Genomic DNA, 15,272 nt, shown 5'->3' with positions numbered 1-15,272 from the left:
GCCCGCCCCCTGACAGCGCGGGCCCGCCGCCGTCAGCCGACCTGACCGAGCGCCTCCGCCACGACGTCGGGGGTGTTGGTGATGATGCCGTCCACCCCGTTGCGGGCGGCCAGCCGTGCCTCCGGCGCCTCGTTCACCGTCCAGGTGTTCACCTCCAGACGACGGCCGTGCGGCCCGCCGAAGCTCTGGACGGCCGCCACGTACGCCGCGGTCACCGTGCTGTGCTTCGGGTTGATCTGGTCGGTGAACTGCGCGTACCAGGGCAGTGCCGCGGGCGAGGGGGTGCCGAGGAAACCGGTGCGCACGTCGGGGCGGGCACCGTGCAGGGTGCGGATGCTGTCCGTGCTGAAGCTCTGGACGACGAGCCGGTTCCTGAGGTGGCGCTGGTTGAGCCAGCGCTCCTCGGCGAGGACCCGCAGGACGTCGTCCTCGATCCCCGGGTACTGCTCCGGGGCCTTGATCTCCATGAGCAGCTTCTGGTCGTTGGCGTCGACCCGCCGCAGGTAGTCGCGCAGGGTGGGCACCCGGGTGCCCGCGTACTCCTCGCCCTTCCAGCCGCCCGCGTCCAGGCGGGAGATCTCCGCAGCGGTGAAGTCGGCGACCTTCCACGGCGACCGTCCGGGGAAGACCTGTTCGGCGTTGGTGGTGCGCTGGAGGTCGGTGTCGTGGATCACCACGAGGACGCCGTCCCTGGTGCGCTGGACGTCGTTCTCGACCCAGTCGACGCCCAGCTGGTCCGCCCGGTCCACCGCGGCGAGGGTGTTCTCGGGCGCCTGGGCCGAAGCGCCGCGGTGGGCGATCACGGCGACCTGGTCCTCGGTGGCGAGTGCCTGGCTGGACAGGGCGGGCAGGACCACGGCCGCCGCGCCCAACAGGACGACCGACGACACCGCTCCCGTCCGCACGGGTACCGGCAGTTTTCGCATCATATGAACGAGCACGGGGTCGACCCTGCCAGCACCATCGCAACGGACCGTGTACGGCGCGTGCACACGCGCGGAACGGATGACCCGGTCGGACGCATGTCCGACATGGAAGGGGGACCGAGGGGGCGGAGCGGAACGAACATGATCCTTTAAACCGGAATCGCTCGTACGTTCTTTCTGGGGTCATAATCTCGTTGCAGCCCATGACGCTCCGGGCCCTGGGAAGGGGGAAACGGACGCCAACAGGGGGGTTCGCACAGAGCGAAAGGCAAACCGTTTCATGCAAGGCACCGTCGACGGCTTCAGCTACGGATGGGTCACCCCGGTCATCGCGTACGCGATGGCCTGCCTGGGCGCGGGGCTCGGCCTGCGCTGCACCACCAGATCGCTGCTCATCACCGACTCCTGGCGGCCCGGCTGGCTGCTGATGGGCTCCGCGGCCATCGGCTCCGGCATCTGGACCATGCACTTCGTCGCGATGATGGGCTTCACCATCCAGGAGACGCCCATCCACTACGACGTCAAGCTGACGTTCGCCAGCCTCGGCGTGGCGATCGTCATGGTCGGCGTCGGGGTCTTCATCGTCGGCTACAAGGGCGCGACGAAGGCTTCCCTGTTCACCGGCGGCACCCTCACCGGCCTCGGCGTCGCCTCCATGCACTACATGGGCATGGCGGCCATGCACATGAACGGGCGCCTCGTCTACGACACCGGCGTCGTCGTCCTGTCGGTCGTGGTCGCCGTGGTCGCCGCGACCGCCGCCCTGTGGGCCGCCGCCCAGGTCCGCGGCTTCCGCTGGACGCTCGGCGCCAGCCTGGTCATGGGGATCGCCGTCACCGGGATGCACTACACCGGGATGGCCGCGCTCAGCGTCAAGCTCCACGGAATTCCCGGCAACCCCGCCGGCGACTCGCCCGCGGAACTGCTCACCCCGATGCTGATCGGTCCGCTGGTCTTCCTGCTGCTCGCCGGCGTGGTCGTGATGTTCGACCCGATGCTCATCATGGGCCGCACGGAGTGGGAGACCGCCCGGGCCCGCGACGAAGCCCGGCTGGCGCGCCCCGCACCGGCCGACCCGTCCCTCTTCGACGCCTCCGGCCCGGTCCCCGCCCCGTCCGCCGCCCCGCCCGGACCGCAGAACTGGTGACCCGCACCGGGCCGGCCCGCACGACGCGGCGCCGGCCCGGTCGGCGCCGCCGCCGCGCCGGGCCCGCGCCCGATGTCAGTGGCGCGCCGTACGGTGGGTGTCATGCGGCCCGTATCCCATATCGAACGCACGGTGGCACCCTTCGAGGTCGTCAGCCCCTTCAGCCCCAGTGGCGACCAGCCCGCGGCCATCGCCGAGCTCGACCGGCGCATCCGCGCGGGGGAGAAGGACGTCGTCCTGCTCGGGGCGACCGGCACCGGCAAGTCCGCGACCACCGCGTGGATGATCGAGAAGCTCCAGCGCCCCACCCTGGTGATGGCGCCGAACAAGACCCTGGCCGCCCAGCTGGCGAACGAGTTCCGCGAGCTGCTGCCGAACAACGCCGTCGAGTACTTCGTCTCGTACTACGACTACTACCAGCCCGAGGCGTACGTCCCCCAGTCGGACACGTACATCGAGAAGGACTCCTCGATCAACGAGGAGGTGGAACGGCTGCGGCACTCCGCGACGAACTCCCTGCTCACCCGGCGTGACGTCGTCGTGGTCGCCTCCGTCTCCTGCATCTACGGCCTCGGCACGCCGCAGGAGTACGTCGACCGCATGGTCTCCCTGAAGGTCGGCGACGAGGTCGACCGGGACGAGCTGCTGCGCCGCTTCGTCGACATCCAGTACACCCGCAACGACACGGCGTTCACCCGGGGCACCTTCCGGGTGCGCGGCGACACCATCGAGATCTTCCCGGTCTACGAGGAGCTCGCCGTCCGGATCGAGATGTTCGGCGACGAGATCGAGGCCCTCTCCACCCTCCACCCGCTCACCGGCGAGATCATCTCCGACGACCAGCGGCTCCACGTGTTCCCCGCCACGCACTACGTGGCCGGTCCCGAGCGCCTGGAACGCGCGGCGAACGACATCGAGAAGGAACTGACGGACCGATTGGCCGAGCTGGAGAAGCAGGGCAAGCTCCTGGAGGCCCAGCGGCTGCGGATGCGCACCACGTACGACCTGGAGATGCTCCGCCAGATCGGCTCCTGCTCCGGCGTGGAGAACTACTCGATGCACTTCGACGGCCGCGAACCGGGCTCCCCGCCGAACACGCTGCTGGACTACTTCCCCGAGGACTTCCTCCTCGTCATCGACGAGTCGCACGTCACGGTCCCCCAGATCGGCGCCATGTACGAGGGGGACGCCTCCCGCAAGCGCACCCTGGTGGACCACGGCTTCCGACTGCCCTCCGCGCTCGACAACCGCCCGTTGAAGTGGGAGGAGTTCCAGAAGCGCATCGGCCAGACCGTCTACCTGTCCGCGACGCCGGGGAACTACGAGCTGTCGCGCGGGGACGGCTTCGTCGAGCAGATCATCCGCCCCACCGGCCTGATCGACCCCGAGGTCGTCGTCAAGCCCACCGAGGGCCAGATCGACGACCTGGTGCACGAGATCCGCAAGCGCACCGAGCGCGACGAACGCGTCCTGGTCACCACCCTCACCAAGAAGATGGCCGAGGACCTCACGGACTACTTCCTGGAGCTGGGCATCCAGGTCCGCTACCTGCACAGCGACGTCGACACGCTGCGCCGCGTCGAACTCCTGCGGGAGCTGCGGGCCGGCGAGTACGACGTCCTGGTCGGCATCAACCTGCTGCGCGAGGGGCTGGACCTCCCCGAGGTCTCCCTCGTCGCGATCCTCGACGCCGACAAGGAGGGCTTCCTGCGCTCGGGCACCTCGTTGATCCAGACCATCGGACGCGCGGCCCGCAACGTCTCCGGCCAGGTCCACATGTACGCCGACAAGATCACCGCGGCGATGGACAAGGCCATCGAGGAGACCAACCGCCGCCGAGAGAAGCAGGTCGCGTACAACAAGGAGCGGGGCATCGACCCGCAGCCCCTCCGCAAGAAGATCAACGACATCGTGGCGACCATCGCCCGCGAAGAGGTCGACACCGAGCAACTGCTCGGCACCGGCTACCGGGCGGCCAAGGACGGCAAGCCGACGAAGACCCCCGTCCCCGCACGGGGCGCCGCGGGCCAGGGGGCCAAGGGCAAGGGCGGGGCCAAGGCGGCCCCGGTGCCCACGGACCGTCCCGCCGCGGAGCTCGCCGAGCAGATCGAGGAGATGACCGCCCGGATGCGCGCCGCCGCCGCGGACCTCCAGTTCGAGATCGCGGCACGGCTGCGCGACGAGGTGTCGGAGATGAAGAAGGAACTGCGGCAGATGAAGGAAGCCGGACAGGCCTGACCGCACGGTCGGGGGCCACGGCGGGGGAGCGGGCCCCCGCCCCCCGCCCCCCGCCCCGGGGGGAACGGCCGGCCGGTGTGTTGCAAGAGCGACACAAATGCCGAACGCCGGGGCGGCGTCGTCGGGGCCCGTGCATAGGGTTCTCGACAACCGCGTTCACCGCGGTACCGGGGACGGTTCGAGAGGGGACAGCGCGTGACGGTCAACTTGACCAAGGGTCAGGCCATCAACCTGCAGAAGAACGACGGGGGCACCCTGACCGCGGTGCGCATGGGACTCGGCTGGCAGGCCGCGCCGCGCCGGGGGCTGTTCGGCTCGCGCACCCGGGAGATCGACCTCGACGCGTCGGCGGTGCTCTTCGCCGACAAGAGCCCCGTGGACGTGGTGTTCTTCCGGCACCTCGTCAGCGATGACGGTTCGGTGCGGCACACCGGGGACAACGTCGTCGGCGGGGTCGGGCAGGGCGGTGACGACGAGGCCATCGTCGTCGACCTCCAGCGCCTGCCGGTCCACATCGACCAGATCGTCTTCACGGTGAACTCCTTCACCGGGCAGACCTTCGCCGAGGTCCAGAACGCGTTCTGTCGCCTCGTGGACGAGACGAACGGCCAGGAGCTGGCCCGCTACTCGCTCGACGGCAGCGAGGCCGGCGGGATCTCCAAGGGCCAGGCGCCGGCGGGGCCGGTGGGCGACGCCTGGAAGCGCTCCACCGCGCAGATCATGGCCAAGGTCCACCGCGCGGGTGCCGGCTGGCAGATGACCGCCGTCGGACAGGCGGCCAACGGCCGCACGTTCCAGGACCTCATGCCGGCGATCCTGCCGCACCTGTAGACCGCGGGGCCGGCGGGACCGCGGGCCCGGGGGCTTCGCGGGCTCGGCCACCCGAGCCCGCCAGCTGGACGCACGCCAGTCAGACACAGGGGGAACACGGGCAATGACGGCCGAACTGGTCCGGGGGCAGAACCACCCCCTCACCCGGACCCGTCTGGAGGTACGGGTGTCGGCCGGCGGGCGGATCGTCGTCGCCGCCACGCTCTGCGACGCATCGGGCCGGGTGCTCGACACCGGCGGGGTCGCCCACCCGGGTGCCCCGTCGCTACCCGGCCTGGAGACGTCTCCGGGAGCCGCCGCCGACCACCGTCTCGCCCTGGACCTGGAGGCGCTGCGGGACTCCGTGCACCGGGTCCACCTCCTGCTGGCCCTACCGACGTCCGGTGACCGCCCGGCCGGTTTCGGGGCGCTGCCCGCGCCCTTCACGTCCCTCGTCGGTCCCGACGGCACCGAGCTCGTCAGCTACACGGTGACCGGGCTGGGCGCCGAGTCCGCGGTCGTCGCCCTGGAGATCTACCGCAGAGGGGACGCCTGGAAGGTCCGCGCGGTCGGCCAGGGGCACGCGGGCGGTCTCGTCGACCTGCTCGGCGACCAGGGCCTGCCGCGGGCGGCCGAGCTGGCCGCCGCGATCGACGAAGCCGTGGCCCGCCGCGAGGCCCGCCCCACCGGGGGGACCCGGGTGGCCGGGGTCCCCGCCGAGCGCTCCGCCACCGCCGACGGCGTCACCACCGCGGGCACCGGGGGAGCGGGCAGCCCCCCGGTGCCCCGGTCGACGGCTCCGCCGGCCCGGAACGACGGCCCCATCGACTACACCCACCGCGACCGCGCTCCAGCGGCCCCGGCAGCCTCAGCAGCCCCGGTCGACCTGCCCGGCCCGGCAGCCTCGCCGCCCCCACGGTCCGCGCCGGCCGCGCCGGCCGAGGCGGCCGCGCCGGCCGAGGCGGCCGGCCGGGCCCCCGTCGCGGGCGACGCCGCCGGCTGGTCGCTGGACGAGCGGCTCTACAACCAGGTCTGGGGCATGTTCGAGGACCTGGCCCGGAGCGTCTCCGCGTACCGGAGCGCCGTCGACTTCGCCGAGTCCCGCCGCGAACAGGAACTCGACCGTGCCCTCGCGGACCCCCGCGCCCGTATCGGCGGGGCGACCGACGCGGCCCGTGAGTCGGCCCGGGCCAAGTACGTCTCCCTGGTCGACCGGGCCAGGGCCGTCCTCGACCGCGACCTCGCCCAGCTCACGGCCGAGTCCGCCGTCGTGGAAACCGCCCTGCCCGCCCCCTTCGCCCGCTGGGACAACGCCGTGTGGCAGGCGTACCGGGCTCCGGAGGAGGCCCCCATGGCCCTGCGGCTGGGCGACCTCCACCTTCCCGAGGCGGACCGGCTGCGCATCCCCATGCTGGTACGGCTCCCCCTGGAGCGCGGCCTATGGGTCGACAGCGGCCACCCGGAGGGCGTCCCCGCCTCCTCCGCCGACGGGGACGCCCTCCGGCGCCTCGCCCTGGAGACCGCGGTCGCCCACGCCGCCCGCATGCTCGCGGCGCACCCGCCCGGCCAGCTCACCCTCCACGTCGTCGACGCGGCGGGGGCCGGTACGAACGCCCTCGCCCCGCTGCTCGACAGCGGAGTCCTCGCCGCGCCCCCCGCACGCGGGGCCCGCGGGGTGAACCAGACACTGGGGCACCTCACCCGGCGGGTCGACCTCGTCCAGATGGCGCTGCGCAACCAGGCCGTGGACGCCCTGCCCGACGACCTGGACACCGCGCGGCAGCTCCTGATCCTCCATGACTTCCCGCACGGCTTCGACGACCGGGCCGTCACCCGGTTGCGCTACCTCGCCGACGAGGGGCCCGAGGTCGGGGTGCACCTCCTGATGGTCGCCGACCGCGAGGACGCCGCCGCGTACGGTCCGCTGCTCGATCCGCTCTGGCGCTCGCTGCTCCGGTTGACGCCCGTTCCCGACGATCACCTCGCCGACCCCTGGGTCGGACACGCCTGGACCTACGAGCCGCTGCTCCCGCCGTCCGGCGGGCGGGTCCTCCACCGGGTGCTGGCCGAGGTGGCCGCCGCCCGGCGGGCGCGGGGCGGCTGAGGGCCCGAGGGCCGGTCAATGCCACCCGAATGGGTCAATGTAGGTGACAAGATGCCCTAAAACCCATCCTGACCAGGTGACTTGGCTCTCACTTTACCTTCTGCTTTACCGCTCTTTGGTCCTTCGGGTAACCTGGCTCACGCGGAGGGGAGTACTCCCTAATCTGCGGCGTACCCGTCAATACGGACCCGACAGGGACCCGGGGCGCCGGCCCATGGAACACAGGACGTCACACGTCCCGCGCTCTTCGGGTGGAAGAGACCTCCGGCAGCGGACGACGCTGGAACCTGCCGTTACGTACTGCCGGAGGCGCAGTGGATGTTTCCATGACCCTATGGGTCCTCACCATCGTGGGCTTGTGTGTTCTGATCGGGGCCGACTTCTTCATCGGTCGCAAGCCGCACGACGTGTCCATCAAGGAAGCCGGCATCTGGACGATCGTCTGGATCGTGCTGGCCGCCCTGTTCGGCATCGGCCTCTGGATCTGGGGCGGTGCCACCCCCGCCGGTGAGTTCTTCGCCGGATACATCACCGAGAAGTCACTGAGCGTCGACAACCTCTTCGTCTTCGTCCTCATCATGGCGAAGTTCGCGGTTCCGACCCAGTACCAGCAGCGCGTGCTGCTGATCGGCGTGCTCATCGCCCTGGTGCTCCGGGCGATCTTCATCGCCGCCGGTGCCGCGATCATCACCAACTTCTCCTGGGTCTTCTACATCTTCGGTGCCTTCCTCATCTACACCGCCTGGAAGCTGATCCAGGAGGCGCGTGCCGACGAGGAGGACGAGGACTGGGACGAGAACCGTCTCCTCAAGGCCGCGGAGAAGCGTTTCGGCGTGGCCAGCGAGTACCACGGCACCAAGCTCTGGATCGTCGAGAACGGCAAGAAGATCATGACCCCGATGCTGGTGGTCATGCTGGCCATCGGCACCACGGACATCCTCTTCGCCCTGGACTCCATCCCCGCGATCTTCGGCCTGACCCAGGACCCGTACATCGTCTTCACGGCCAACGCATTCGCCCTGATGGGTCTGCGCCAGCTGTACTTCCTCATCGGTGGTCTCCTCAAGAAGCTGGTCCACCTCAGCTACGGCCTCTCGGTCATCCTCGGCTTCATCGGCATCAAGCTCGTGCTGCACGCGCTGCACGAGAGCGGTGTCAACGTTCCGGAGATCTCCATCCCGGTCTCGCTGGGCGTGATCTGTGCGGTGCTCGTCATCACGACGATCACCAGCCTCATCGCTTCCAAGAAGAAGGCCCGCGAAGAGGCCGAGGCCGCCGAGCACCAGGGCGTCGACCTCTGATCCCCGCTTGACCCCGCCGGCCGGTGGGCCCCGCCCACCGGCCGCACCCGCCCCGGTCCCCCCCGGACCGGGACACCCACGCGAGCGACGGCCGCCGACCCTCCAGGTCGGCGGCCGTCGGCCGTTGCGCCGCGCCCGCCGCATCCGAACGGCGCGCTTCCTCCGGCTCCGCATGGGTGTTGACCCGTCTGGAACCCTTTGATGCATGATCGTACGATCGGACACATGATCGTTCGGCTTCGAGAACTCGCATCCCGTTGGACCGAGGCGGTGCCAGTCCTCGCAGTGCTGCTCCTCGCCGTCACCTGGGGGCGCGACCTGACCGGCGTTGCCGTCGGCCTGGTCACCCTGGTCCTGGCCCTGGCAGTGCTCGCCGCAGTGCACCACGCCGAGGTCGTCGCCCACCGGGTCGGCGAACCCCTCGGCTCCCTGGTGCTGGCGGTCGCCGTGACGATCATCGAAGTCGCGCTGATCGTCACCCTGATGCTCGACGGCGGCGACAAGAGCGCGACGCTGGCCCGCGACACCGTCTTCGCCGCCGTCATGATCACGTGCAACGGCATCATGGGCCTGAGCCTCCTCGCCGCCTCGCTGCGCCACCGGGTCGCCGTCTTCAATCCCGAGGGCACCGGCGCGGCCCTGGCCACCGTGGCCACCATCGCCACCCTCAGCCTGGTCCTGCCGACCTTCACCACCAGCAAGCCGGGCCCCGAGTTCTCCACCTCGCAGCTCACCTTCGCCGCCCTGGCGTCCCTGGTCCTGTACGGGCTGTTCGTCGCGACCCAGACCGTGCGCCACCGGTCGTACTTCCTGCCGATCAACCGCAGCGGCGAGGTCATCGACACGGCCTCCGCGGACGACACCGCCGAGCGGCCGAGCAACCGTGCCGCCTACACCAGCCTGACCATGCTCACCCTGGCCCTGGTGGGGGTCGTGGGGCTCGCCAAGGGGGTCTCGCCGACCATCGAGTCCGGCGTCGAGGCGGCGGGGATGCCGCACGCCGTGGTCGGTGTGATCATCGCCCTGCTCGTGCTGCTGCCCGAGACGATCGCCGCACTGCGCGCCGCCCGTCGGGACCGGGTGCAGATCAGCCTCAACCTGGCCCTCGGTTCGGCCATGGCCAGCATCGGGCTGACCATCCCGGCCGTGGCCGTCGCCTCCATCTGGCTGTCCGGCCCGCTGGTGCTCGGGCTGAGCGCCACCCACATGGTGCTGCTCGCGCTCACCGTCGTGGTCGGCACCCTCACCGTGGTGCCCGGCCGGGCCACCCCGCTCCAGGGCGGGGTGCACCTGGTGCTGCTCGCCGCCTATCTGGTGCTCGCCGTGAACCCCTGACCGACGCGGACCTACGCAGCCCTGTCCGCCGACCGGGTCGGGCGTGCGCGGGCGCGTGATAGACCTCCCCTGACGTGCCGCACCGACCCGGAGGCCCCCGCGATGACCCGTCCCGCCCGCTCCCTCGCCACTGCGCCGATCATGGTCCTGAACGGTCCCAACCTGAACCTGTTGGGACTGCGCCAGCCCGACGTCTACGGCCACGCCACGCTCGCGGACGTGGAGGAGCTGTGCACGCGGACGGCCGCGGCCCACGGGGGCACGATCGACTTCCGGCAGTCCAACCACGAGGGGGAGCTGGTGGACTGGATCCACGAAGCGCGCCTCGACCGCCTCGGTATCGTCATCAACCCCGCCGCGTACTCCCACACCTCCGTCGCGCTGCTCGACGCGCTCAACGCCTGCGACGGGCTGCCCGTGGTGGAGGTGCACATCTCGAACGTCCACCGGCGCGAGGCGTTCCGGCACCACTCCTACGTGTCGCAGCGCGCCGACGGGGTCATCGCGGGCTGCGGCATCCAGGGGTACGCGTTCGGCGTCGAGCGGGTGGTGGCCCTGGCCGCCGAGCGGGAGGCGGCCGGCTGACCGTCCGGGCCGACCGGCCCGGGGCCTACCAGCCGCGGGCCCGCCACTCGGGGAGCTGGGGGCGCTCGGCGCCCAGGGTGGTGTCCTTGCCGTGGCCCGGGTAGACCCAGGTCTCGTCGGGCAGCACGTCGAAGACCTTGGTCTCCACGTCGTTCAGCAGGTGGGTGAAGGCGACGGGGTCCTTGCGGGTGTTGCCGACGCCCCCGGGGAAGAGGCAGTCGCCGGTGAAGACGTGCGGGGGGCCGTGCGGGTCGTCGTAGACCAGGGCGATCGACCCGGGGGTGTGGCCCCGCAGGTGGACGGCGCGCAACTCCACGCGGCCGACCCGCAGGGTGTCGCCGTCGCCGACCGGGACGTCGGTCGGGACGGGGATGCCCTCGGCGTCGTACCGGCCCGCGTAGGTGCGGGCGCCGGTCGCGGCGACGACCTCGGCGAGGGCCTGCCAGTGGTCCGCGTGCCGGTGGGTGGTGACGACGGCACCGATGCCGTCCCCGCCGATCAGGGTGAGCAGGGTCTCCGCGTCGTTGGCGGCGTCGATCAGCAGTTGCGCGTCGGTGGCCCGACACCGCAGCAGATAGGCGTTGTTCTCCATCGGGCCGACGGCGACCTTGGAGATCATCAGGTCCTGCAACTCGTGCACGTCCGCGGGCCCGCCGACCTTCACCACTCCGCTGTACGTCATGGGGCCAGCCTACTCAGCGGGCGGCGCCCGGGGGCGGGGTCCGGGGTTCCCGCGGCGGGGGCGGGGGCGGGCCCGTGCGGACCGGTCCCGCCCCCGCCCGGGGCGTCACAGGGGCGGCAGGGCGGGCAGCGGGCCTCCGGTGACGGTGAGCGTCGACCCGTCGCGGCGTCCGGCGAGCCAGCCGAGCAGGTCCGGCTGACGGCCGGTGACGGTGAGCGGGGTCCCGCCGCGGCTCCCGGTGGGGACCACCCGTCCGTCGTCCTGCCTGATCAGTACGGCGGGAACCCCGTCCAGACCGCGGAACCGCTCCGCCAGGAAGAGGATCTCCTGCTGGACGAACGTGGGGGACAGGTCCTCCAACTCGTAGCCGACGTCCAGGTCGACGTGGTGCAGCTCGACCTCGACCAGACGACGGAAGGGGATGCGGGACGCGGTGTCCCGGACCCCGCCCCGCAGCTCCACCGTGCGGGACCAGTCCGCCGGGATCTGGGCGGCCGTCCACAGGCGTTCCGCGCTCTCGCGGACGTCCTTGGCCTGGGTGTCCAGGTCGCGGTGGGCGTCCCGCTCGATGTCGTTGGTCCGCGCCTCGGGGCTGGTGTACATGGGGTGACCGGCGAGGACGTTCACGAGGGCGTCGGCATTGCGGGCCAGGTGGGCGAGGAGGTGGCCCCGCGTCCAGCCGGGTAGCCGTGACGGTCCGGCGAGCGAGGCGTTGTCCATGGGGGCGACCGCACCGAGGAGCCGTTCGGTCGCGTCACGTACAGCTGTCAGATCGCGTACATGATCATTCATGCCCACGACGATAGCCCCGCCACACGTTCGGGTGAAGGCGGCGTCCCACAGACGGAAATCGAATGCACGTGCTATAAGGTCGGACCCAGCATCGTGCATGCTTGATAGTCGGGACCGTGTTCCAGACGTTCCCGCCCAGCAGAACCGCCCATCGCTGACGGCGGCCCCTCACAGTCCGGGAGGACGGGGGCCCCGCCCCTGTAGCTCCACTCAAGAAAGGTGCGGACCGGCGTGGCCGACCGTCTCATCGTCCGTGGTGCCCGCGAGCACAATCTGAAGAACGTCTCGCTCGACCTGCCGCGCGACTCCCTCATCGTCTTCACGGGGCTGTCCGGGTCGGGCAAGTCGTCGCTCGCCTTCGACACGATCTTCGCCGAGGGGCAGCGGCGTTACGTGGAGTCGCTGTCCTCGTACGCCCGGCAGTTCCTCGGCCAGATGGACAAGCCCGACGTCGACTTCATCGAGGGGCTCTCGCCGGCCGTCTCCATCGACCAGAAGTCCACCTCGCGCAACCCGCGCTCCACCGTGGGCACGATCACCGAGGTCTACGACTACCTGCGGCTGCTGTTCGCCCGGATCGGCAAGCCGCACTGCCCCGAGTGCGGCCGTCCCATCTCCCGGCAGTCGCCGCAGGCCATCGTGGACAAGGTCCTGGAACTGCCCGAGGGCAGTCGCTTCCAGGTGCTGTCGCCGCTGGTGCGCGAGCGCAAGGGCGAGTTCGTGGACCTCTTCGCCGACCTCCAGACCAAGGGCTACAGCCGCGCCCGGGTCGACGGCGAGACGATCCAGCTCTCGGAGCCACCCGCGCTGAAGAAGCAGGAGAAGCACACCATCGAGGTGGTCGTCGACCGCCTCACCGTGAAGGACAGTGCCAAGCGGCGGCTGACCGACTCCGTGGAGACCGCGCTCGGCCTGTCCGGCGGCATGGTCGTCCTCGACTTCGTGGACCTCCCCGAGGACGACCCCGAGCGCGAGCGCATGTACTCGGAGCACCTCTACTGCCCCTACGACGACCTCTCGTTCGAGGAGCTGGAGCCGCGCTCCTTCTCGTTCAACTCGCCGTTCGGCGCCTGCCCGGACTGCACCGGCATCGGCACCCGCATGGAGGTCGACCCGGAGCTGATCGTCCCGGACGAGGACAAGTCCCTGGACGAGGGGGCGATCCACCCCTGGTCCCACGGCGCCACCAAGGACTACTTCAGCCGGTTGATCGGTGCCCTCGCGGACGCCCTGGGCTTCCGGACGGACATCCCCTGGGCGGGGCTGCCGCAGCGGGCCAAGAAGGCCCTCCTGCACGGCCACCGCACCCAGATCGAGGTCCGCTACCGCAACCGCTACGGCCGCGAGCGGGTCTACACGACCGCGTTCGAGGGCGCCGTGCAGTTCGTCAAGCGGCGGCACAGCGAGGCCGAGAGCGACACCAGCCGCGAGCGCTTCGAGGGCTACATGCGCGAGGTGCCCTGCCCGACCTGCGAGGGCACCCGGCTGAAGCCGATCGTGCTGGCCGTCACGGTGATGGAGAAGTCGATCGCCGAGGTCGCCGCCATGTCGATCAGCGACTGCGCGGACTTCCTGGGCCGGCTGAAGCTGAACGCGCGCGACAAGAAGATCGCCGAGCGCGTGCTCAAGGAGGTCAACGAGCGGCTGCGGTTCCTGGTGGACGTCGGCCTCGACTACCTGTCGCTGAACCGCGCGGCGGGCACCCTGTCCGGCGGCGAGGCCCAGCGCATCCGACTGGCCACCCAGATCGGCTCGGGCCTGGTGGGCGTGTTGTACGTCCTCGACGAGCCGTCGATCGGCCTCCACCAGCGGGACAACCACCGGCTGATCGAGACCCTGGTCCGGCTGCGGGACATGGGCAACACCCTGATCGTGGTGGAGCACGACGAGGACACCATCAAGGTCGCCGACTGGGTCGTCGACATCGGCCCCGGCGCGGGCGAGCACGGCGGCGAGGTGGTCCACAGCGGCACCATGGCCGAACTGCTGGCCAACGAGGAGTCGATCACCGGTGCGTACCTCTCCGGGCAGCGGTCCATCCCGCTGCCCGAGATCCGTCGTCCCACCGACCCCTCCCGACGGCTCACCGTGCACGGCGCCCGTGAGAACAACCTGCGGGACATCGACGTGTCCTTCCCGCTGGGCGTCCTCACCGCCGTCACGGGGGTCTCCGGGTCCGGCAAGTCGACCCTGGTCAACGACATCCTCTACACCCATCTGGCGCGCGAGCTGAACGGCGCCCGGAGCGTGCCCGGACGCCACACCCGGGTGGACGGCGACGACCTCGTCGACAAGGTGGTCCACGTCGACCAGTCGCCGATCGGCCGCACCCCGCGGTCCAACCCGGCGACCTACACCGGCGTCTTCGACCACGTGCGCAAGCTGTTCGCCGAGACCACCGAGGCCAAGGTGCGGGGCTACCTCCCGGGCCGGTTCTCGTTCAACGTCAAGGGCGGGCGCTGCGAGAACTGCTCCGGCGACGGCACCATCAAGATCGAGATGAACTTCCTGCCGGACGTCTACGTCCCCTGCGAGGTCTGCCACGGCGCTCGCTACAACCGGGAGACGCTCGACGTCCACTACAAGGGCAAGTCCATCGCCGAGGTGCTGGACATGCCGATCGAGGAGGCGCTCGACTTCTTCGAGGCGGTGCCCGGCATCGCCCGCCACCTCAAGACCCTGCACGAGGTGGGGCTCGGGTACGTCCGCCTCGGACAGCCCGCGCCGACGCTCTCGGGCGGCGAGGCCCAGCGGGTGAAGCTCGCGAGCGAGTTGCAGAAGCGCTCCACGGGCCGGACGGTCTACGTCCTGGACGAGCCGACCACGGGCCTCCACTTCGAGGACATCAGCAAGCTGATCACGGTGCTGTCCGGGCTGGTCGACAAGGGCAACACGGTGATCGTGATCGAGCACAACCTCGATGTGATCAAGACGGCGGACTGGGTCGTGGACATGGGCCCCGAGGGCGGCAACGGCGGCGGTCTGGTCGTCGCCGAGGGCACGCCCGAGGAGATCGCGGCGGTCCCGACCAGCCACACCGGCAAGTTCCTCCAGGACATCCTGGGCGCCGACCGGGTCGGTGCCGCGGTGGTCCCCCCGGCGCGCAAGCGCAAGACGGCGGCCAAGACCACCACCGCCAAGACCGCGGCGAGCAAGACGGCCGCGAGCAAGACCGCGGCGACCAAGGCGGCGGCGAGCAAGACGGCGGCGACGAAGAAGGCCGCGGGCAAGACGGCGACGAGCAAGACCGCCGCGAGCAAGACGGCGGCGACCAAGAAGGCCGCATCGCCCCGGAGCACCCGGGCCGGCAAGGCGTAGGCGGGCAGCGAACCGTCCCTCGGGGCCCCCACCG

At 70.9% G+C, this 15,272-nt stretch carries 11 protein-coding genes; 8 read left to right on the top strand and 3 right to left on the bottom strand.

What is annotated here, in order from left to right; translation table 11 throughout:
* Window positions 1-32 precede the first annotated feature (32 nt).
* The gene (locus tag ACFWIA_RS18490) at window positions 33-926 is read right to left on the bottom strand and encodes a glycerophosphodiester phosphodiesterase (protein WP_387006091.1); all 894 of its coding nucleotides are present in this window, start codon (window positions 924-926) and stop codon (window positions 33-35) included.
* A gap of 280 nt (window positions 927-1,206) precedes the next feature.
* Here ACFWIA_RS18490 and ACFWIA_RS18485 point away from each other — a divergent pair, with 280 nt between their 5' ends.
* From ACFWIA_RS18485 to aroQ, 7 genes are all read left to right on the top strand, one after another.
* Window positions 1,207-2,073, top strand: coding sequence for an MHYT domain-containing protein (locus ACFWIA_RS18485; RefSeq protein ID WP_387006088.1), 867 nt, complete (start codon window positions 1,207-1,209; stop codon window positions 2,071-2,073).
* A 102-nt stretch (window positions 2,074-2,175) separates the two neighbouring features.
* Window positions 2,176-4,311 carry an excinuclease ABC subunit UvrB gene (uvrB, locus tag ACFWIA_RS18480; RefSeq protein WP_387006085.1) on the top strand — a complete coding sequence of 712 codons (2,136 nt, stop codon included), beginning with the start codon at window positions 2,176-2,178 and terminating at the stop codon, window positions 4,309-4,311.
* A gap of 195 nt (window positions 4,312-4,506) precedes the next feature.
* The gene (locus ACFWIA_RS18475; RefSeq protein ID WP_387006082.1) at window positions 4,507-5,142 is read left to right on the top strand and encodes a TerD family protein; all 636 of its coding nucleotides are present in this window, start codon (window positions 4,507-4,509) and stop codon (window positions 5,140-5,142) included.
* A 103-nt stretch (window positions 5,143-5,245) separates the two neighbouring features.
* Entirely contained in the window at window positions 5,246-7,225 is a 1,980-nt protein-coding gene (locus ACFWIA_RS18470) for a TerD family protein (RefSeq protein ID WP_387006079.1), read from the top strand.
* A gap of 314 nt (window positions 7,226-7,539) precedes the next feature.
* The gene (locus ACFWIA_RS18465) at window positions 7,540-8,526 is read left to right on the top strand and encodes a TerC family protein (RefSeq protein ID WP_387006077.1); all 987 of its coding nucleotides are present in this window, start codon (window positions 7,540-7,542) and stop codon (window positions 8,524-8,526) included.
* Window positions 8,527-8,751: 225 nt separating this feature from the next.
* The gene (locus ACFWIA_RS18460) at window positions 8,752-9,861 is read left to right on the top strand and encodes a calcium:proton antiporter (protein WP_387006075.1); all 1,110 of its coding nucleotides are present in this window, start codon (window positions 8,752-8,754) and stop codon (window positions 9,859-9,861) included.
* 102 nt (window positions 9,862-9,963) lie between these two features.
* Entirely contained in the window at window positions 9,964-10,446 is a 483-nt protein-coding gene (gene aroQ, locus ACFWIA_RS18455) for a type II 3-dehydroquinate dehydratase (protein ID WP_387006072.1), read from the top strand.
* 25 nt (window positions 10,447-10,471) lie between these two features.
* Here the strand turns inward: aroQ and ACFWIA_RS18450 are convergent, their stop codons facing one another.
* On the bottom strand, window positions 10,472-11,128 hold the full coding sequence (locus ACFWIA_RS18450) for an MBL fold metallo-hydrolase (RefSeq protein WP_387006069.1): 657 nt from the start codon (window positions 11,126-11,128) through the stop codon (window positions 10,472-10,474).
* Window positions 11,129-11,233: 105 nt separating this feature from the next.
* Window positions 11,234-11,920 carry a maleylpyruvate isomerase family mycothiol-dependent enzyme gene (locus ACFWIA_RS18445; protein ID WP_387006066.1) on the bottom strand — a complete coding sequence of 229 codons (687 nt, stop codon included), beginning with the start codon at window positions 11,918-11,920 and terminating at the stop codon, window positions 11,234-11,236.
* A 231-nt stretch (window positions 11,921-12,151) separates the two neighbouring features.
* Between ACFWIA_RS18445 and uvrA the strand changes: the two genes are divergently transcribed.
* A complete protein-coding gene (gene uvrA, locus ACFWIA_RS18440; protein ID WP_387006064.1) occupies window positions 12,152-15,238 on the top strand; it encodes an excinuclease ABC subunit UvrA in 3,087 nt (1,028 codons plus the stop codon).
* The last annotated feature ends 34 nt before the right edge of the window (window positions 15,239-15,272 follow it).

The sequence above is a fragment of the Streptomyces sp. NPDC127068 genome, from assembly GCF_042724695.1.
Lineage (GTDB): Bacteria > Actinomycetota > Actinomycetes > Streptomycetales > Streptomycetaceae > Streptomyces.
This window is presented reverse-complemented; position numbering and strand designations above follow the sequence as displayed.

Excerpts from the sequence above, each read along its gene's own strand:
- ACFWIA_RS18490 (WP_387006091.1), bottom strand. The coding sequence starts at position 926 with ATGCGAAAACTGCCGGTACCCGTGCGGACGGGAGCGGTGTCGTCGGTC.
- ACFWIA_RS18485 (WP_387006088.1), top strand. The coding sequence starts at position 1,207 with ATGCAAGGCACCGTCGACGGCTTCAGCTACGGATGGGTCACCCCGGTC.
- uvrB (WP_387006085.1), top strand. The coding sequence starts at position 2,176 with ATGCGGCCCGTATCCCATATCGAACGCACGGTGGCACCCTTCGAGGTC.
- ACFWIA_RS18470 (WP_387006079.1), top strand. The coding sequence starts at position 5,246 with ATGACGGCCGAACTGGTCCGGGGGCAGAACCACCCCCTCACCCGGACC.
- ACFWIA_RS18460 (WP_387006075.1), top strand. The coding sequence starts at position 8,752 with ATGATCGTTCGGCTTCGAGAACTCGCATCCCGTTGGACCGAGGCGGTG.
- aroQ (WP_387006072.1), top strand. The coding sequence starts at position 9,964 with ATGACCCGTCCCGCCCGCTCCCTCGCCACTGCGCCGATCATGGTCCTG.
- ACFWIA_RS18450 (WP_387006069.1), bottom strand. The coding sequence starts at position 11,128 with ATGACGTACAGCGGAGTGGTGAAGGTCGGCGGGCCCGCGGACGTGCAC.
- ACFWIA_RS18445 (WP_387006066.1), bottom strand. The coding sequence starts at position 11,920 with ATGAATGATCATGTACGCGATCTGACAGCTGTACGTGACGCGACCGAA.